Source organism: Pyrococcus yayanosii CH1 (assembly GCF_000215995.1).
Classification (GTDB): Archaea; Methanobacteriota_B; Thermococci; order Thermococcales; family Thermococcaceae; genus Pyrococcus; species Pyrococcus yayanosii.
Map to the genome: position 1 here is coordinate 432820 of NC_015680.1, position 16828 is coordinate 449647.

At 53.4% G+C, this 16828-nt stretch carries 19 protein-coding genes and 2 tRNA genes; 7 read left to right on the forward strand and 14 right to left on the reverse strand.

Features of this window, described 5'->3' with window-relative positions; all coding sequences use genetic code 11:
- Positions 1 to 122 precede the first annotated feature (122 nt).
- The 3 genes from PYCH_RS02575 to PYCH_RS02585 are packed head-to-tail and all read right to left on the reverse strand — an operon-like array spanning position 123 to position 3491.
- Positions 123 to 1259 carry an ATP-NAD kinase family protein gene (locus PYCH_RS02575; RefSeq protein WP_013905269.1) on the reverse strand — a complete coding sequence of 379 codons (1137 nt, stop codon included), beginning with the start codon at positions 1257 to 1259 and terminating at the stop codon, positions 123 to 125.
- A gap of 4 nt (positions 1260 to 1263) precedes the next feature.
- Positions 1264 to 2706, reverse strand: a complete 1443-nt coding sequence (locus PYCH_RS02580; RefSeq protein WP_013905270.1) for a potassium channel family protein — start codon at positions 2704 to 2706, stop codon at positions 1264 to 1266.
- On the reverse strand, positions 2706 to 3491 hold the full coding sequence (locus tag PYCH_RS02585) for a TrkA C-terminal domain-containing protein (RefSeq protein WP_013905271.1): 786 nt from the start codon (positions 3489 to 3491) through the stop codon (positions 2706 to 2708). The genes PYCH_RS02580 and PYCH_RS02585 overlap by 1 nt, the downstream gene beginning before the upstream one ends.
- A gap of 115 nt (positions 3492 to 3606) precedes the next feature.
- On the opposite strand from PYCH_RS02585, the gene PYCH_RS02590 reads away from it, so the two are divergent.
- Positions 3607 to 4578: a TIGR00269 family protein gene (locus PYCH_RS02590; RefSeq protein ID WP_013905272.1), complete on the forward strand. Its 972-nt coding sequence runs from the start codon at positions 3607 to 3609 to the stop codon at positions 4576 to 4578.
- Between the two features lie 22 nt (positions 4579 to 4600).
- On the opposite strand, the gene PYCH_RS02595 is transcribed toward PYCH_RS02590, so the two are convergent.
- From PYCH_RS02595 to PYCH_RS02605, 3 genes are read right to left on the reverse strand one after another with little or no spacing between them, the layout of a single operon-like run.
- Entirely contained in the window at positions 4601 to 4852 is a 252-nt protein-coding gene (locus PYCH_RS02595; protein WP_013905273.1) for a 50S ribosomal protein L14e, read from the reverse strand.
- Complete coding sequence (gene cmk / locus PYCH_RS02600; protein WP_013905274.1) at positions 4853 to 5431, reverse strand: (d)CMP kinase; 579 nt, start codon at positions 5429 to 5431, stop codon at positions 4853 to 4855.
- Between the two features lie 11 nt (positions 5432 to 5442).
- The gene (locus tag PYCH_RS02605; RefSeq protein WP_013905275.1) at positions 5443 to 5712 is read right to left on the reverse strand and encodes a 50S ribosomal protein L34e; all 270 of its coding nucleotides are present in this window, start codon (positions 5710 to 5712) and stop codon (positions 5443 to 5445) included.
- Between the two features lie 95 nt (positions 5713 to 5807).
- Here PYCH_RS02605 and PYCH_RS02610 point away from each other — a divergent pair, with 95 nt between their 5' ends.
- Genes PYCH_RS02610 through PYCH_RS02620 form a run of 3 tightly spaced genes read left to right on the forward strand, consistent with a single transcriptional unit; the run spans position 5808 to position 7423 of the window.
- Positions 5808 to 6062, forward strand: coding sequence for a hypothetical protein (locus tag PYCH_RS02610; RefSeq protein ID WP_048058171.1), 255 nt, complete (start codon positions 5808 to 5810; stop codon positions 6060 to 6062).
- Positions 6059 to 7081, forward strand: a complete 1023-nt coding sequence (locus PYCH_RS02615) for a radical SAM protein (protein WP_013905277.1) — start codon at positions 6059 to 6061, stop codon at positions 7079 to 7081. Before PYCH_RS02610 ends, PYCH_RS02615 begins: the two co-directional genes overlap by 4 nt.
- On the forward strand, positions 7082 to 7423 hold the full coding sequence (locus PYCH_RS02620) for a DUF192 domain-containing protein (protein WP_013905278.1): 342 nt from the start codon (positions 7082 to 7084) through the stop codon (positions 7421 to 7423).
- Here the strand turns inward: PYCH_RS02620 and taw3 are convergent.
- Both taw3 and PYCH_RS02630 read right to left on the reverse strand, forming a co-directional pair.
- Positions 7410 to 7997 (reverse strand): tRNA(Phe) 7-((3-amino-3-carboxypropyl)-4-demethylwyosine(37)-N(4))-methyltransferase Taw3, encoded by a 588-nt coding sequence (gene taw3, locus PYCH_RS02625; protein ID WP_013905279.1) that lies wholly within the window; start codon positions 7995 to 7997, stop codon positions 7410 to 7412. The two genes, PYCH_RS02620 and taw3, sit on opposite strands and share 14 nt — an antisense overlap.
- 1 nt (position 7998) lies before the next feature.
- Positions 7999 to 9969: an IGHMBP2 family helicase gene (locus tag PYCH_RS02630; RefSeq protein ID WP_013905280.1), complete on the reverse strand. Its 1971-nt coding sequence runs from the start codon at positions 9967 to 9969 to the stop codon at positions 7999 to 8001.
- A gap of 54 nt (positions 9970 to 10023) precedes the next feature.
- On the opposite strand from PYCH_RS02630, the gene PYCH_RS02635 reads away from it, so the two are divergent.
- Positions 10024 to 10794: an amidohydrolase family protein gene (locus PYCH_RS02635; RefSeq protein WP_237698683.1), complete on the forward strand. Its 771-nt coding sequence runs from the start codon at positions 10024 to 10026 to the stop codon at positions 10792 to 10794.
- Positions 10795 to 10799: 5 nt separating this feature from the next.
- On the opposite strand, the gene PYCH_RS02640 is transcribed toward PYCH_RS02635, so the two are convergent.
- From PYCH_RS02640 to PYCH_RS02650, 3 genes are all read right to left on the reverse strand, one after another.
- A tRNA-Ile gene (locus PYCH_RS02640) sits at positions 10800 to 10877 on the reverse strand.
- A gap of 7 nt (positions 10878 to 10884) precedes the next feature.
- Positions 10885 to 10962 (reverse strand) — tRNA-Glu (locus tag PYCH_RS02645).
- 43 nt (positions 10963 to 11005) lie between these two features.
- On the reverse strand, positions 11006 to 11503 hold the full coding sequence (locus PYCH_RS02650; RefSeq protein ID WP_013905282.1) for a DUF2118 family protein: 498 nt from the start codon (positions 11501 to 11503) through the stop codon (positions 11006 to 11008).
- 149 nt (positions 11504 to 11652) lie between these two features.
- Between PYCH_RS02650 and for the strand changes: the two genes are divergently transcribed.
- Positions 11653 to 13512 carry a tungsten-containing formaldehyde ferredoxin oxidoreductase gene (gene for / locus PYCH_RS02655; protein WP_013905283.1) on the forward strand — a complete coding sequence of 620 codons (1860 nt, stop codon included), beginning with the start codon at positions 11653 to 11655 and terminating at the stop codon, positions 13510 to 13512.
- A gap of 67 nt (positions 13513 to 13579) precedes the next feature.
- Here the strand turns inward: for and PYCH_RS02660 are convergent, their stop codons facing one another.
- The 3 genes from PYCH_RS02660 to PYCH_RS02670 are packed head-to-tail and all read right to left on the reverse strand — an operon-like array spanning position 13580 to position 16316.
- Positions 13580 to 14659 carry a M24 family metallopeptidase gene (locus tag PYCH_RS02660; protein WP_013905284.1) on the reverse strand — a complete coding sequence of 360 codons (1080 nt, stop codon included), beginning with the start codon at positions 14657 to 14659 and terminating at the stop codon, positions 13580 to 13582.
- Positions 14660 to 14662: 3 nt separating this feature from the next.
- Positions 14663 to 14974: a cupin domain-containing protein gene (locus tag PYCH_RS02665; RefSeq protein WP_013905285.1), complete on the reverse strand. Its 312-nt coding sequence runs from the start codon at positions 14972 to 14974 to the stop codon at positions 14663 to 14665.
- Position 14975: 1 nt separating this feature from the next.
- Positions 14976 to 16316, reverse strand: coding sequence for a DUF438 domain-containing protein (locus PYCH_RS02670; RefSeq protein ID WP_013905286.1), 1341 nt, complete (start codon positions 16314 to 16316; stop codon positions 14976 to 14978).
- A gap of 190 nt (positions 16317 to 16506) precedes the next feature.
- On the opposite strand from PYCH_RS02670, the gene PYCH_RS10085 reads away from it, so the two are divergent.
- Complete coding sequence (locus PYCH_RS10085; protein WP_013905287.1) at positions 16507 to 16794, forward strand: DUF1858 domain-containing protein; 288 nt, start codon at positions 16507 to 16509, stop codon at positions 16792 to 16794.
- Positions 16795 to 16828: the final 34 nt, after the last annotated feature.

A 16828-nucleotide genomic window follows, 5' to 3' on the forward strand; every position in this document is an offset into this window, starting at 1 on the left:
TAGCATTGCGATGTAAAAAAGGGATACTGTGTCCGTTTCGCGTTCCAAACTGTTTCTGAGGCGCCCAAATGGAGTTAAAGTGTATCATAGAATTCAAATCGAGCAGAAGTAGTGGGGGAAGCCTAAACTATTTTAACCACCCTCTCCTTCCACGGGCTCACACGGACCCTTATATAACCCTTCAGCTTTCCATCAACTTCTGGGTCGCCCGTGTAGGCTCTCACGATGCCATTCCTTATCTTGGACTCAGACGCAACGACGATTATGTTCTCCTTGGGTATTTCTCTGAGAACCGCAGGGGAGAACTGCTGGTTGCCGCGCCCGAAGAGGAAACTAAGGCCCCCTATAACCGTCACGACAATCTTTGGTCTCGTGGGAAGGAAGCGCAGAAGATCCCTCTCGGTGGCATCTTTAACGAGGAGCCTAGCATTCCCTCCCTCTACCTCTACCACGTCCACACCGAGGAGGGTGCCGTCTATACCGAGCTTATCTTTTATCCTCTTGATGGTTGAGCCTGCCCCAAGGAAGTATATGCCGTCCTCTTCGAGTATCTCTTCTGCCACGGAATCGGCGAGGGCTTCCACTTCCTCCGCCTCATCAACGGGGGTGGGCTCCTTGCTCCCCTGAATGAGGCTCTCAATGACGGGTGTCAGGGCCCTTCCGAACTCTCTTGTCCTCACCTCATCCCTCCTGTAGGCCTCTTCGTCGAGGTCAATAATGGGTCGAAGCTCTAAGGGGGCCTCCCCCTTCAGGAAGGCTACTAGGAGTCTGGCCGCATCCTCGGGGGATAACGCAAAGATCCCCGAGAACATCTTGACACCAGTAGGGATGCCGAGCATGGGAACTGCTCTGCCAATGACCTCGAAAACGTCCCTCGCTGTTCCGTCTCCGCCCGCAAAGACTATTAGCCTAACTTTTCCAAGCATCCTCCTTGCCAGTTCCTTCGTGTCCTCCGCGGTAGTGTCAGGAATCCTGACGCCCCTAACATCTCTGTAGCTGATTTCCCTGTGTTTAATCACCTCGTATCTGAAAGGGAACTCCTTCAGGACGTCCTCCCCGAGGGGCCCAGGTCCCGTGATAAACTCCACGTCCTTTGCCTCATCATAGTGGCTCAGCTCACTGAGGAACAGCCTGACGATATCACCTGCAATCGGCTTGGCGCCCCTCTTTATGGCCTCCTCGACGACTCCATCCGTTCCCTTCAGGGCTACCCTTCCACCCATCCCGGCTATTGGATTGATTATCAGTCCCACCCTCATCCGCTCACCTCATGTACTTCCTCGCGAAGACGGTAAGGAAAACGGCCCACATAAACATTCCGAAGATAGCCTCGACCGACGCTATCATCTTTCCAACTCCAACCGGGTGAAGGTCTCCATAGCCAAGGGTCGTGGCTGTCACTATGCTGAAATAAACGTAGTCGAAGAAAGAATTCGTTACCTCCACGCTCCTCGTGAGGTAGTAAAAGAGAGGAAATACACCAAGCACAAGGGAGACCCAGAGGAAGACTGGCCTCCTCCAATCGGTTCCGTACTTGCAGGTCAGGTCCGCGAAAAGCCACTCGAAGAAGACCTCAAAAAGTCTGAAAATCCTCCTAGGCGTCTTTGGTCCCCTAAGGTAGTGGTGAAGGAGCTTCTCCCTTCTGGCAATCATCTCAAGGTAATAGTATTCATCCGCCTTTTCCTTGTCCCCGCTCCTCTCCCAAGTCGTTCTCGCTATCCTGTAGAAGACTTCCGCGAGGTAGGGATTGTTGAAGAGACAGTTCTCGATGACTATAAAGCCCAATACCTCAAGCTCGGCGAGAAGATTGGGGAGGAACGTCAGGTTCCAAGTCTCATCGCTATAGAACCTTGAGTTCTTGAGAACAAAGTTGTTATGGACGGTAACGTGGACGAACTCGGGGTACCTTATCCTACTGTTCACGACTTCCGCGTGACCCGGGATGGAGGTATTCTCAATCGTGAGTCCTCCAATTAGAGCGTTTATGTAGAGACGCACTTGCCTCTTGAAGCGGGGACTTTCATCGAACTTTATGCCGCCAATGTAGAGCATGTGGATCCGGACAGGCTTCCGTTTCCTATTAAACTCTATTCCCAACTCTTCAGCAAGCCTTTTTATGAGTGGATAGCGGGAGTTTATTGCTATTCTTCTGACGCCCCGTAGGTTCGAAAGCTCTACCCTACCCGCCATCCTGCCCCTCTCGCCGTACTCTTCTTCCGCTGTTATCTGGGCTTCCCTGTATTCTACGGAGTTCAACATGACGTACTTTATTGAGCTGTTCCTGATGAGGATGGAAGATGAGAACTCAACGGAGCAGAGGCTGAGCCCGTAGAGGGTGGAGCCGTTCACGTAAAAGAAGTTAATCGACGATTCTATGACTACCACGGATTCGACGTTCGTGTTGATGAGTGTGAGACCCTTGAGTTTTGAATTAGCTATAACAATCCGACCTATAGTGGAGTTCCTGAAGATGAGTGGTCCCTCAATGTCCTTTCCCGCTATCATGACCTCGTAGAGCTGAACGCCCTCGAAGTTCCTGACCCCCCTCTCGAGGGCCTTCTCGAATGCCCTCCTCTTTATTTCCTTAATCTTCTCGCCATAGAGGAGCTCTCCCTCCTCGAAGGGTATGTGGAGGGAGCAGTATTTGGAACCTTTTAGGGGCTTTCTCCGACATTTTTTGCCGTTTGAATAAGTGTACTCGCACATTAAATCCTTCCCTCCATTTCTTCCTGCATGCTCCTGAGCCTCGCCTTCTCGACTGCCTCCTCGTGCTCCGCCTTACCTCTGGCTCCCTTAACCCTCCGGGAGAGGTTAAGTAGTGTGTCCTCCGGCCCGTACAGAATCACGAGGTCGCCGGGCATTATCTTCGTGTTGCCGTGCGGGGCCCCGATGTACACCTCCTTCCCGTTTACCTTCCTATATATTCCGAGGACGAGTACACCCTCCTTGTCGAGCTCCAGCTCCCTCAGGGTTTTGTTTGCAAGCCAGCTGTTCTTCTTAACCCTAATTTGGGATATTGAATAACCCCTCGTTATCCCAAGGAGCTGACTGTAGTCGTATATTCTCAGAGATGGAGCGAGACGACCGAGAACTTTTCGGATAACCCTCCTCATTGCCCTCTCCACGAGCTTGGAGCGGAAGAAGATATACATGGCGATGAGGCCTACCACGAGAAGGAGAAGCCTTACTCCCGCCTGCTGCGGAGAGGTCTCCATAAAGCTCAGGACGAGGGTCGCTATTGCGGAGGTTATCCCAGCGCTACCGAGGAACATAAGGGTTCTTATGATCCTCCGCCTCACCGGATGGGCTACCACGTATTCGCTCTCGCTGGTGGTGAACCCAACCCCCGAGAAGGCAGACTGAGCCTGAAACGCCGCGACATCCCTTGACAGGCCTGTCATCTCTAGGGCAACGGCCCCTATCCTAACGATAATGACGGAGATTAGAACGACCAGCAGGAAGGAGACGAGGGGTATTATGCCTAGGGCCATCGGCCCTAACTTGATGGATACCTTTATAACCCCTACCCCCAAAGGAGGGCGGGAATGATGAGGGAGATTTCGGCTGAGTGATGACGAGACTCGCATGGGCTGACCCGGTGATAGTATGAGGTGCTCCAAGTGTGGTAGGGAAGCAGTATATTTTGCAAGGTACGAAGGTAGATATTACTGCCACAGGCATTTCAACGAGATGGTAGAGAGGAAAGTCAAGGCAACCATCAGGAAGTACCAGATGATACGGAGGGGCGAAAAGATAGGGGTTGCCGTGAGTGGTGGCAAGGACAGCGTCGTTCTCATGCACCTTCTCGCGAAGCTCAGGAGGAAGTTCCCCTTCGAGCTTGTCGCCATAACGATAGACGAGGGAATAAGGGGTTACAGGGACAGGAGCGTTGAAATCGCGAAGAGGAACGCGGAGCTTCTTGGCATTGAGCACCACATATACTCCTTCAGGGATTACATAGGCCTCACCCTTGACGAGACCGTCGAGATAATGGGCCCTCGTGAGGAGCGTGTCGGAGCCTGCTCATACTGCGGCGTCTGGAGAAGATGGCTTCTCAACTGCGCGGCGAGAGAACTCGGGGTTGACAAGCTGGCGGTTGGCCTAAACCTCGACGATGAGGTGCAAATGTTCCTCATGAACCTAATGAGGGGAGATGTAGCGAGGCTCGGCAGAACGGGTCCTTACTATGAAGAAATTCATGAGGGTCTCGTTCCGAGAATAAAACCCCTCCGCGAGGTTCCCGAGAAGGAGATCGTCCTTTATGCTGTTCTCAACGATATCGAGGTCGATCTGAGCGAGTGTCCCTACGCCGTTGAGGCCTTTAGGGCCGAGATAAGGGACTGGCTCAACGAGATGGAGGAAAAGCATCCGGGCACAAAGTATCAGCTCCTCAGGAGCTATGACAGACTCTTCCCCCTCATAGCTAAGACCTACGCGAGGGAGATAGGGCTTAACCGCTGCAAGCTCTGCGGCCAGCCGACGGCGGGGAAGATATGCAAGGCCTGCCAGTTCAGACTTCAGGTCGTGGAGAGGGCGAGAAAGAAGGGCATTGCTTTCACTCTTCAAGGAGAACCATAACTGCCAGAAGGATGGAGGAGGGTCAGGCCAGGCTTATGCCGGCCTGCTCAAGGGCCTGCCTGACCTCCTCGTCGGAGGCGCCCCTCGGGATGTTAATCTTCTCGGGGAGGGGCTCGATGTGCTTTATGTTCATCCTCCTGCGCTTTACTTTGTTGAGGCCGGCCCCGGTAACGAGCACGAAGTTCTTGTCTATGATGTCCACGACCACGACCTTCTGTCCTGCCCTCCTTCCGGCTATTATAACACCAATCCTACCGACCTCGATCGCAGGCATTCATCCCACCTCCTTCTCTTTTTTCGACCCCGCGTCGCCGACGGGGTCAAGGTGGTCGATGGCGGCCTTCACGATGGCGAAGACCCCATCGGGCGACCATTTCGAAGTGTCGATTATCAGGTCGTAGATGGAGAGGTCGTTGATGTCGATTCCATATAAGTTTAAATATCTTTTCCTGTTCTGCATTTCTCTCTCGGCGATTTTCATGAAGGCCTCCTCGACGCTTATACCCTCCCTGCGGGCAACCCTCTCGGCCCTCACCCTTATGGGGGCGTCGAGCCATATCTTCAGATCTGCGTTCTTTACCATCCATCCGGCGAGACGACCTTCAATTACCACGTTGCACTCCTTTGCGGCCTCGATTTGGCGCCTGTCAACCTCCCTGTCTATCTCGGGATGTAGCTCGGCATACTTTTGGAACTCCTCAAGGGTCATGCCGTGCTCCTTGGCCATCTGCCTGAAGATGAGGCCCGCGTAAACGTGCTTGAAGCCGTAGTACTCTGCAAGCTTCCTGCAGAGGGTTGTGGTTCCTGAACCTGCCAAACCACTTACGGTTACGACGAGGCACCCCTTGGGCATGGGGCACCCCTTCAGCTGAGCTGGGCCCTAATTTGCTCTTTCATTGCCCTGCGCATGCATTTGGGACAGAGGTGTGGATAAGGCCTCTCGGGCCTCTTCTTGGTCTTGGGAAGCTTCCTGAGCTCGACGGGCCTGCCCCTGGGTATCCCGTTGAGGGGCCTGCCGCAGATGGCGCAGTGAGCGATCTTTGGCTTCCTCCTCTCGAAGTGGATAACCACCCTTCCGCCAGGCGTCCTGACGTACTTCCTCCTCCATGACCTTGACCTGTACATAGGCTTCATTCTCTCCACCTCGGCTATGCATTTAGGGGAGCATTTTTAAATTTAACCCGGAATAAGTTTAAAAGCCTCCTCCTTTAGGCTTGGGTGGTGGTGGGATGGAGCCAAGACCGATGATCCTTGAGGGAGAGCCAGAGGTTGTTCCCGGAGGAGAGGAAGAGGTAGAGGCTAGCGAGGAGACCGTGGAGCAGTTCTTCGCTCACAGCAAGGGAAATACCGTCTACATATCCTTTGCGACCACGGACGCCAAGATAACCATAGGTATAAGCCACGACAAAGCCACCCTGGAAGAGATGGTTAGGGCTGTTAAAGAGCTCATCTTGGAGTTTAAGGAGAGAAGGGGTAGGGTATGAGGGAGTTAGAGAAAGCAAAAAAAGCTCTTCCCAAATATTTTGCAATCCTTGAGGGGGAAGATGTTCCCAATTTCTTCCTCGTGAGGAAGGTAGGCGTTGACTTCTCTCCTGATGCCCCTCTGGATGACCTCTGGACAAAGCATGGGGAAGGCCTGGACAGACTAAGGGAGAACGACCTCAGGGAGGGCCCGAAAAACCTGCTCGACCTTAAGGTGGCCATCGCGGAGAGGATTCTGGAGAGCTGTCACCTCTGCGAGATTAAGTGCGGAGTCAATAGGAAGAGGGATATCGGATATTGTCGCGTCAGGGAAAGCCTCGTCGCCAGCGACTTCCTGCACCTCGGAGAGGAGCCGGAGTTGGTGCCATCTTACACCATCTTCTTCAGCGGGTGCAACTTCCGCTGCGTCTTCTGCCAGAACTGGGACATAAGCCAGTTCCGCGTTGGCGTGCCCTACGACCCTCACATTATGGCGAGGAAAATAGAGCTGGCATTTGCCGAGGGGGCTAAGAACGTCAACTTCGTCGGCGGCGAGCCTACGCCAAACCTACCATTCATACTTGAAACACTAAGGCACGTTAGGGTTCCAATCCCCGTTATCTGGAACTCAAACATGTATATGAGCGAGGCCGCGATGAAGCTCCTGGATGGTATAGTGGACATATATCTAGGTGACTTCAAGTGGGGCAACGACGAATGCGCCCTTAAATATTCGAAGGCTCCCCGCTACTGGGCCGTTGTAACCCGGAACTTCCTCCTCGCGAAGGGGCACTTTAGAGCTGAGTTCCTAATAAGGCACCTCGTGATGCCCGGCCACCTCGAGTGCTGCACGAGGCCGATTCTGGAGTGGGTAGCGGAGAACCTCGGCCGGGACGTGCGGGTTAACGTCATGTTCCAGTATAGGCCTGAGTACAAGGCTGATGAATACCCAGAAATTAACAGGCTTCTCTGGGGAGAGGAGATGGAAAGGGCCGAAATGATTGTAAAGGAGCTCGGCCTCAGGAACGCCTTGGTGGGCTAAATGCTGAGAAACGATACAAAGGGGAAGGTGTGGACGGGGGAAGTTTGTATCGCGGATACGTTCCTTAAGAGGTTCCTTGGCCTGATGTTCCGCCGGGTAACCTACGCCCTCATCCTCGTTCTACCGACCGAAACACGGACCAACGCTTCAATTCACGGCTTCTTTATGAGGGAGCCCATAGACGTCATCTTCCTTGACTCCGAGAGACGGGTTGTTGATATGACCCTGCTTAAGCCTTGGCACGTTTACCTTCCAAAAAGGCCGGCTCGCTACGTGGTGGAGGGGCCCGTGGGCCTTATAAGTGCCCTGAACGCGGAGGAAGGGGATGTTATAACCTGGTGACGGCTTCCTCAAGCCTCTTAAGCTTTCCTTTAAACCTCCTGAGCTGGGCATTTGCAATCTCCACTATTCTGGCCAGGTAGTTCTCATCGACCCATAGCGTTCCGTTCAGACCAAGGGGCACGTCCATTCTCTCAGTTGAGCGGATTTCGACTATCAGCTTTCTTTCGCTTACGCTTTTTATGCAGGAGTACTTGAAGCCCGCCCCGATAGCGAGGTTGAGGAGCTTTAGAGCATCTTCCAACGTTCTTGCCCCAACGTGGAGTATGGGGCTCCTCACGAGGAACCATAGCTGGCCTTTTCTATGCTTCCTCACAGCCCCAAGGACCTCCTCAAGGGAAACCTCTCGGTGCCATTTACCAAGCCAAACGGCATTAACCTTGTCTCCGAAGTTGGGCATCTCCATAACTGATATTCGGCCCGAGCAGGAGGAGGTGGTAAAATAGCTGGGAAGGGCGTTGAACTTCCCCAGGAGGGGAATTATGTCTTCATCGACATCTCCCCTCTCCATGGCCGCCCTGAGTTTTTCGAGGGCCTTCCTTTTCTCGGCCTCGAAGCTCTTCGTGAAGGGGAGCACCTTACACCCCCCTCAACTCTCTCGCGTCCACGAGCTTGCCCTTCTCCTTCACGAACTCCACGAGCCTTTTGTAGGTCGGGTGGGAGCTTAAGGTCGCGGAGTCACCCACGATTATGAGCTTCCTTTTGGCTCTTGTCAGGGAGACGTTCAGTCTCCTTAAATCCCTGAGGAATCCAATCTCGCCCCTCTCATTGGAGCGAACGAGCGAGAGTATTATAACCTCCTTCTCCCTCCCCTGATAACCGTCAACCGTCTTGACCTCAACATCTTCCGGAACGTTTAGGCTTATCAGGTCCCTCTGGTCATCGTAGGGAGTTATGACGCCTATCCACTCTGGCTTAACTCCCATCTCGATGAGCTTCCCGACGATTGTCGCAACTATCTTGGCCTCAAGCGGGTTTTCCCTCGATTCACTTCCCCTCCTTTGTCTCTCCCACTTGTCATGCCTATGAGCCGTGTCTATGAACACGAGGACGTTCTCCGGCCTTAGTATTTCGGCCCAGGGTTCGCTGAACCCTGGCTCCTTAACGCCCAGGTCGGCGAGCGTTATATTCTTGACGCTCTCGTCGGCGATTATTTTTCCCTCGTAGAACTCCCTACTTGGAAAGGCCATTAGGCGCTCGTTCATCCTGTATTGGATGTTCAGCATGGCACTCTTCTCGGGGTAGCGTTCTATGAGCCCCTCGAAGAGAGTTTTGGAGAGGGCTTGGGCCTCAAGGCTGAGGATGGTTGGGGGCAGTTGCCTGTGGTCACCCGCAAGTATGAACCGCTCCACCCTGTTTATCGGAATCAGTATGCTCGGTATGGTTGCCTGCGTTGCCTCGTCTATGACGGCAACATCGAAGTCAGCCACGTCAAGGATTTCAAGAGCGGCCGAGGAGTTCGTCGTCAGGACAACATCGGCCTCCCTTATAATTTCCCGCGCTATCCTCTCCTCAAGCTTTCTCGCCTCATCGAAGGCCTTTTGGACCTGCCGGTTGAGCTTTATCCATTCCGCCATCTCCCTTATCAAACGTGCAGGGACACCCCTTGCCCCTATCCCCCTCTCAGCAAGCCTGAGTATTTCGTTGTCGCTCAGGCCGCGCCTGAACTTAGGCAGCGGCTTCGTGTAAGTGTCCCTCTTCTCCGCGAGCCCCTGGGCCGTTACGAGAAGCTCCCTCAGTTCACCATAAAGCTCGTGCCGGGTCATCTGATAGGCGAGGGTCGTCTCATGGAGGTGCTTCGACACTCGGCTAGGATGCCCGATGCGGACGACATTCAACTCTGCCAGCCTCTCGACTAGGTTGTCCACGGCGACGTTGCTCTCTGCCGTCGCTAGAACCTTGTTGCCGCGCTTTACTTCCTGCCTGATTAGCTCTGCTAGGGTTCTTGTCTTCCCGGTCCCGAATGGGCCGTGGATGAGGAAGAAGTCGGAGCTTCCAAGGGCGAGGCTTACAGCTTTTTTCTGGCTCGCGTTCAGCCTCTTATCTATTGGCTCGAACTCGACAGGTTCACTTTTTTCCGGTTCCCTGAGGCCAAGATAGAACTCTAGGGCCTTTCTTCCACCCTCCCTCAGGTTGTCAAGGTTCTCAAGCCAGCGCCTAAAGGTTATGTCGTTGGCGTAGAGGTCAAGCCGGATTCCCTTGAGAGCCCATTCCGGCACGGTTTCGAGGGCGACGGTTATGAAGCGCTTTCCCTTTTCGACAACCGTCCCCACGAGGTCGCTCTTCAGTGGGTCTCTCTTGCTGATTACTACCAAATCGCCAACGCTTATTTCTGTCTTTATCTCTCTCTCGCGGCCGTATCTGACGAGAAAATAACCAAGTTCTTCACCCACCACCTTCCCGTTGAGGCCGAGAATCGCCCTACCAAGCTTTTCCCTCTCCCTTCCACTCAGCCTTCTCATCTCTAACCTCATGGCCTCTATTTCAGCCTCTCTCTCGATTTCAACGAGTTCTTTTAGCTTGTTTACGAATCCCTTTATGCTCACCATCCGCCCCAGCCTCGCCGGCAAGGATTAAAATCTTTTTGTAAATGCAAAATCGAGATGGTGGTTGAAATGGTGTTCGAGTATCACTGGACAGTTCCGGAGCTGAACCTTAAAAAGCACAGGAAAATCGACGCCCACGCTCACATCCAGGAGCTTGGAGACCCCTTCAACGTCGGAATAACGGAAAGGGACATGCTAAGGCTGATGGAAGAATACTCAATAGAACTTGCCGTGATATCGGATGTTGACAACGAAAAGATAATGAGGATAGTGAGAGGGAATCCAGACAGATTTATTGGCATATACTGGGCAAATCCAAGGGCCGAAAGTCCGAAAGAAGCTGAGGACAACATTATTAACAGCGGATTCAGGGGAATAAAATTGCACCCCCTCTTGCACATGTTCCGCCCTTCCTCCGTTAGAGTACGGAAAATCGTCGAGATTGCAGGAAAGTTAGGCATTCCGGTTTTCATTCACACAGGCCATGCCCCTACTTCTCTCCCATCCCAAGTAGCCAGACTTGTCAAGGATTTTCCAGACGTAAAATTCGTTTTTGTCCACATGGGACATGGTAACGCATACTACATTCAAGAGGCCATAGACATCGGCAAGGAGCTCGACAATGTCTACCTTGAGACATCTGGTATGCCAATGTCTTCAAAAATTGCCGAGGCCTATTTGGAGGTTCCCGACAGGGTGATGTTCGGTACCGACGTGCCATGCCACCACCCCGCCGTTGAAATCGTGAAAGTGCTGAGTAGTGGACTTAATGAAAAAGCCCTAAGAAAGGTGTTCTACGAAAATGCTAAGGAACTGTTGGAGCTGTAAATTTCTGGTGGGCCCGCGGGGCTTCGAACCCCGGACCTCCCGCTTATCAGGCGGGCGCTCTAACCAGGCTGAGCCACGGGCCCAGGAGAATGGTGCCCCGGCCGGGATTTGAACCCGGGTCGCGGGATCGAGAGTCCCGCATGATTGACCGGGCTACACCACCGGGGCGCGCCGATATTGAGGGGGCGGGAGCAATTTATAAAGTTTTCGGTCACTCCTCAGGCAGTATGTAGTAGACGTAGTTGGGCCTGTTCGTGAACTCGTCTATGTATACAACGACTCCCGGTTTCGGTGGCTTCATGTAGTGAACCTCGCCCTTTCTCGTCGTTACGGCCGCGAAGGCGTCTCCTGTCCTCACCCTGTTTCCAACGTCCGCGATAAGCGTGACGACGTATCCCTCTACTGGGAGGAGAAGGAGCTCGTCCCCTTTTTGGAGCCTGATCTCCGTCCTTCTATCTGGCAGGACTATGATGGCATCAACTCTCATCCGGTGCTCGTACTGGTCAACATAAAAGTGGAACCTGTCGTAAACCTCCTTGGCAAGGAACTTGGCCTCCTTCGGGTCTATGAAAGCAGGTAGCTTCTCGCCCTTCCTCATTCTAACCTCGACGTTCCCCTGGATAACTATGCAGTCGACCTTTGCTTTCCCCTCCTCGTCGAAGCACTCCTCGTAGCTCGCTTCTACGAAGAGTTGTGGAAGTCTTCTCATGCACCGCTCACCAAATCCGGCTGGTGTTTGGAAGTTTAAAAGGTTTTGACGTTTAACGAGTGCACTTTCCTGCTCTTCTGCGATTAAATATCTTCTTAAGCCCAAAACATTTATTAAAAAGGTTCGCCAACGATCAATGGTGATCTTCTATGAAAGGTTGGTGGGGAAGAATTCTCAGGATCGATCTGACCACCGGCAAGGTCAGGGTTCAGGAATACTCCCCCAACATCGCCCAGCAGTTCATAGGTGGCAGGGGTCTTGCAATCAAGATTCTCTGGGACGAGGTCAAGGGCGTTGATCCGCTTAGTCCGGAGAACAAGCTAATATTCGCTGCCGGACCATTTAACGGCCTGCCTACACCAAGCGGTGGCAAGATGGTAGTCGCAGCGAAGAGCCCGCTCACTGGTGGCTACGGTGACGGGAACCTTGGAACAATGGCTACCGTCCATCTGAGGAAGGCTGGCTACGATGCCCTCGTCGTCGAGGGCAAGGCGAAAAAGCCGGTCTACATATACATTGAGGATGATAACGTGAGCATACTCAGCGCAGAAGGCCTCTGGGGTAGGGGAACCTTCGAGACCGAGAGGAAGCTCAGGGAGATACACGGCAAGAACGTTGGAATACTAAGCATAGGTCCCGCAGGTGAGAACTTAGTTAGGTACGCCGTCGTCATGTCCCAGGAGGGCAGAGCGGCTGGAAGGCCCGGTATGGGTGCCGTAATGGGAAGCAAGAATCTTAAGGCTGTGGTCATAAGGGGAACCAAGGATATACCCGTCGCCGATAAAGAGGAGCTCAAGAGGCTCAGTCAAGAGGCTTATCAGGCCATACTCAACTCGCCCGGCTATCCGTTCTGGAAGAGGCAGGGCACAATGGCCGCGGTGGAATGGACGAATGAGAACTACGCCTTACCAACAAGGAACTTCCAGGACGGTCAGTTCGAGTTTGCCCGCTCCATTGACGGCTACACCCTCGAGGGGATGAAGGTCAAGCAGAGAGGTTGCCCCTACTGTAACATGCCCTGCGGAAACGTTGTCCTTGACGTCGAGGGTCTAGAGAGCGAGCTCGACTATGAGAACGTCGCCCTTCTTGGTTCGAACCTCGGCATAGGGAAGCTCAACGAGGTCGCCGCCCTCAACAGGATTGCCGACGACATGGGCATGGACACTATCTCGCTTGGCGTCTCCATAGGCTTCGTCATGGAGGCCGTCGAGAGGGGTCTGCTTAAGGAAGGGCCGACCTTTGGCGACTTCAAGGGCGCCAAACAACTGGCCCTTGACATAGCCTATCGCAGAGGAGAACTCGGTAACTTCGCGGCCGAGGGGGTCATGAGGATGGCCCAGAAGCTCGGCGATGACAGCTTCGCCATGCACGTTAAGGGCCTCGAGGTCAGTGGATACAACAGCTACATTTATCCCGCGATGGCCCTCGCCTACGGAACCAGCTCCATAGGTGCCCACCATAAGGAGGCCTGGGTCATAGCCTGGGAGATTGGAACGGCCCCAATCGAGGGTGAGCAGGCCAAGAAGGTCGAGTATAAGATAACCTACAGTCCGGAGAAGCCCGCCAAGGTCATAGAGCTCCAGAGGCTCAGGGGCGGTCTCTTCGAGATGCTCACCGCCTGTAGACTGCCATGGGTCGAGGTTGGCCTGAGTCTCGACTACTACCCGAGGCTCCTTGAAGCCATAACCGGCGTCAAGTACACCTGGGACGACCTATATAAAGCTGCGGACAGGGTCTACGCCCTTATCAGGGCCTACTGGGTCAGGGAGTTCAACGGCAAGTGGGACAGAACGATGGACTATCCGCCTAAGAGGTGGTTCATTGATGGTCTCAAGAGCGGACCCTACAAGGGCCAGCACCTCGACAGGGAGAAGTACGATGCTCTGCTCAGCGAGTACTACAGGCTTAGGGGCTGGGACGAGCGTGGAATACCGAAGAAGGAGACCCTCAAGGAGCTCGGCCTCGAATTCGTCATTCCAGAGCTGGAGAAGGTCACGGAGCTCCACTGAGTCCTCCTACCACATTTATTTTTCGCAATCCCTTTTTGGGTGAAAAACGTAAAGGCCAAAAATATTCTCACGCCGTCACTGGCTCTAGCTTGTCCTTCTTTACTACATATGTGTCCTCTCTCTTTATCGCCCCCTCAGGCAACATAAGGGGTGGGTGTATTATGGCCAGGACCATATTCTCCTGAACCTTCTGGGCCCTCTGCGGGACGACGATTGTCGCTATCGGCGGCTCCTCAATGAGAAGACCGACACCGTGCGTGTATCCAGCCAGATAGAAGTCGCCGAACCCCCTTTTCCTGACAAGGGCCACTATTTTCTTCTCGACTGCTGAGAGCGGGATGCCAACCCTCGTCTCCTCAAGCGCAATCCTGTATGCCTCTTCCTTGACTTCGATGGCCCTTCTGACCCTTCGCCCCGGCTCTCCGACGATGAAGGTTCTCGCCATGTTGGCGTAGTAGTGGTTCCAGTCCGCCCCGATGACCACGGTAACGACGCCGTTCTCGGGGACCTTCAAATCGCGGAAGGGTTCTGCATGCGCTCTGGGGGTTACGGAAACGTAGACCTTCGGGTTTTCACTGCCGTTGAGCATGAGCTCCCTAGTAACTTCCGCGGCTATCTCCAGTTCGCTGATTCCGGGTCTTATGACTTCTTCAGCGACCTTCATGCCCTTTATCGCGATTTTCCCGGCCCTCCTGATGTTTTCAAGCTCCCACTCGTCCTTTATCACCCTCAGCCTCATGGTGAGGTCAAGGATGTCAACTATTTCCACGGTGGGATTGAGGCGCTCGAATATCTTGAGGAATATCAGGTAGGCGTCCCTTTCGATGCCAAACTCAAGGCCTACTCTCGTCATTCCGTTCCCGTGTATCCACGTTACTATACCCGCCATGAGATCCTCAACGCGCTGGAACTCCACGACGTTTTCGATCCAGCTCTTCTCCCGGAAAAGCTCTTCTTCACCCTTGACGACGTAAACCACTGGCTCTCCCTCTGCCGGGATGAGGAGGCTCGGCCTGAGCCACTTGGTTCCGGTGAAGTATATGAAGCTGGAGAGTGTCCTTATGACCGCACCGTCAATCCCGTTCTCCCTGAGGAGCTCCTGAAAGCGCTCCACACGTTTTCGAAATACCTCGGGGTCACCCCTCATCTTTCACACCACCTTGATAACGAGGAATGCCATGTCGAGGCTCCCTCCGTTGGAGACCGCGTGCGGCACTCCCTTGGGTAGGTATATGGCAGTCCCCTTCTTAACCTCTGCCCTTTCATCACCGACCTCCACGATGCCCCTGCCCTTAAGGACGTAGATGAACGCATCAACTGGCGTTGTGTGTCTCTTCAGACTCTCTCCCGGCTTCAGGGTTATGTAAAATATCTGGGCACTTTTCTCATCTATCAGCTTTCTCACATCCACTCCGTGAGGATTTTCAACCCTCTCGGCCTCTTCAACCCTCACAACCTTCATCTCAGTCCCTCCAGTCCAGCAGTCTCTTCTCTCCCTTAATCTTCCTGTAGGGCTCGATGTCCATTGTTATTTCGAGGGTTCCCAGATAGTTGCCCTCCTTGTCAAAGAGAGGCACGTATTTTATGTAAACGTATCTCTCCCCAATCCTGAGCCAGAAGGTTGCTTCGCTCTTCCTGCCCTCCTTGAAGGCCTTTAGAATCTTGTTTACGATGGGGACGCTCTTCGGCGGGTGGCAGAGCTGGACCGGCCTTCCGAGGACCGAGAGAGTTCTAGTGAATATTCTCTCGCCCGGAGAGAAAAAGCGAACGCGGTCGTCCTTATCGATGAAGGTCACATCAACCGGAAGGGCCTCAAATATCGCCTTAAGTTCCTCGATGCTGAGAAAGCCAGTTCCGAGGTCGATGTCGCCCTCGCGCTTCAGCTGACTTTTGTCAAACTCCAGAGGACGGCCTTTCAGGGCCTGCTGAACTTCCTTTGGAAGGTTCAAAAGTTCCTCAACGCTCAGTTCAGGGTTGATTTCCCATGGATGGAGCGGTTTAACGTCCTCACCGGGATCCCAGGCGGGTGGGTTGACCTTGTAATAGCCGATCTCATCCTCCTGCATCCTTATTGCCTTCCACTCGCCCTCGCTTAGCAACGCTTTGAGCGTTGGGTAGAGTATGTTGTTCTCCCTGAAGACCATATCGCTCAGCGCAAAGGAAACCTCGCTGGCTTTCTCCTTAAAGCGCTCAACGAACTCTTCCCAGGGCATCTCATCCTTTTTCCTTAAGAGTTCAGCAAGCCTCTTTACCATGAACCTGATTTCGTCGTGCTTCGTCCAGAGAACCGTCGCTATGGCAGTCAAACCCCTGCGCTCAATGTAGGGGAAGGTGAGCATCTCCTCCCTGTTGTAGTGGGTGAAGCCGACCTTTCTGAGGTTGCCCACTATCTCCTCCAGGACACCGAGGATTTCAGCTTTCATGCGCTCATCTTTGGTAGTCGCCAAAGTCCTCGCGTAGAGGTTGAGCATCTCGGCGTCCTTCATTATCTCCTTGTTTTCGAGGTAGAGCGTCTTGAGCGGGTGCCCGTCCGGAAGGTCTTTCTCCTCAACCTCTTCCGTCCCAGCAACCGCTTCCCTGAACAGCTCGACGTGCAGGTCGCACATCTTGGCTATATCCTTGGCCGAAATTCCTTCCTTAACGAGCTCCTGCTCTATGATGGGAATCTCAAGGGGCGAAATGCCGCTTAAAACCTGGCGGAACTCTTCCTTGAGTTTGTTGACATCTTCACCCTCGTGAATTCTAAGGAGGAGCTTCTTCAGTTGCTCCTTCTTGTATTCGCGATTGTTCAGCAACTCAGTCATCTTTATCACCTTCTTTCATGACAGGTGTCATATTAGACACTTTTAAGCTTTTCTGGGCAGATTTGCCCAACAATTTTTATATGTCGCACGTCATAGAAGGGAGCGGTGATGAAAAATTATGCTGACGTTCGTGGATTACAGCCTCCCCAGCCGGCGGTCATGATAATCCAACTCCCTCGAAAAGCTCCAGGTGGGGGAGACTCTTGAAGTTATAGAAGACAAGCCCTTCGTTGACATGCTGGGGAGACTTGAGGAGGCAGGTTATCGGGTTGAACTGAAAGAAGTTGGCGGGGCATTCGTGCTCAGGATTATGAAGACCGAGGACTCCATGGAGCTTAGGATGGAAATCAGGGAGTGCGACGATAAGCTGGACGAGATAACGGAGGAAACCAACGTGGCCAAACTCCTGAAGGCCTATCCCGAATCTCTGAAGATACTTGTGAAGTACGGATTCTCCCCCTTGAGAATCCCGAGATGAGGAAGACCCTCGCGAGGACGATTACGTTGAAGCA

What these genes read in the sequence shown, in the direction of transcription:
- PYCH_RS02575 (WP_013905269.1), bottom strand. Translation starts at nt 1,259, where the DNA reads ATGAGGGTGGGACTGATAATCAATCCAATAGCCGGGATGGGTGGAAGG.
- PYCH_RS02580 (WP_013905270.1), bottom strand. Translation starts at nt 2,706, where the DNA reads ATGTGCGAGTACACTTATTCAAACGGCAAAAAATGTCGGAGAAAGCCC.
- PYCH_RS02585 (WP_013905271.1), bottom strand. Translation starts at nt 3,491, where the DNA reads ATGGCCCTAGGCATAATACCCCTCGTCTCCTTCCTGCTGGTCGTTCTA.
- PYCH_RS02590 (WP_013905272.1), top strand. Translation starts at nt 3,607, where the DNA reads ATGAGGTGCTCCAAGTGTGGTAGGGAAGCAGTATATTTTGCAAGGTAC.
- PYCH_RS02595 (WP_013905273.1), bottom strand. Translation starts at nt 4,852, where the DNA reads ATGCCTGCGATCGAGGTCGGTAGGATTGGTGTTATAATAGCCGGAAGG.
- cmk (WP_013905274.1), bottom strand. Translation starts at nt 5,431, where the DNA reads ATGCCCAAGGGGTGCCTCGTCGTAACCGTAAGTGGTTTGGCAGGTTCA.
- PYCH_RS02605 (WP_013905275.1), bottom strand. Translation starts at nt 5,712, where the DNA reads ATGAAGCCTATGTACAGGTCAAGGTCATGGAGGAGGAAGTACGTCAGG.
- PYCH_RS02610 (WP_048058171.1), top strand. Translation starts at nt 5,808, where the DNA reads ATGGAGCCAAGACCGATGATCCTTGAGGGAGAGCCAGAGGTTGTTCCC.
- PYCH_RS02615 (WP_013905277.1), top strand. Translation starts at nt 6,059, where the DNA reads ATGAGGGAGTTAGAGAAAGCAAAAAAAGCTCTTCCCAAATATTTTGCA.
- PYCH_RS02620 (WP_013905278.1), top strand. Translation starts at nt 7,082, where the DNA reads ATGCTGAGAAACGATACAAAGGGGAAGGTGTGGACGGGGGAAGTTTGT.
- PYCH_RS02630 (WP_013905280.1), bottom strand. Translation starts at nt 9,969, where the DNA reads ATGGTGAGCATAAAGGGATTCGTAAACAAGCTAAAAGAACTCGTTGAA.
- PYCH_RS02635 (WP_237698683.1), top strand. Translation starts at nt 10,024, where the DNA reads ATGGTGGTTGAAATGGTGTTCGAGTATCACTGGACAGTTCCGGAGCTG.
- PYCH_RS02650 (WP_013905282.1), bottom strand. Translation starts at nt 11,503, where the DNA reads ATGAGAAGACTTCCACAACTCTTCGTAGAAGCGAGCTACGAGGAGTGC.
- for (WP_013905283.1), top strand. Translation starts at nt 11,653, where the DNA reads ATGAAAGGTTGGTGGGGAAGAATTCTCAGGATCGATCTGACCACCGGC.
- PYCH_RS02660 (WP_013905284.1), bottom strand. Translation starts at nt 14,659, where the DNA reads ATGAGGGGTGACCCCGAGGTATTTCGAAAACGTGTGGAGCGCTTTCAG.
- PYCH_RS02665 (WP_013905285.1), bottom strand. Translation starts at nt 14,974, where the DNA reads ATGAAGGTTGTGAGGGTTGAAGAGGCCGAGAGGGTTGAAAATCCTCAC.
- PYCH_RS02670 (WP_013905286.1), bottom strand. Translation starts at nt 16,316, where the DNA reads ATGACTGAGTTGCTGAACAATCGCGAATACAAGAAGGAGCAACTGAAG.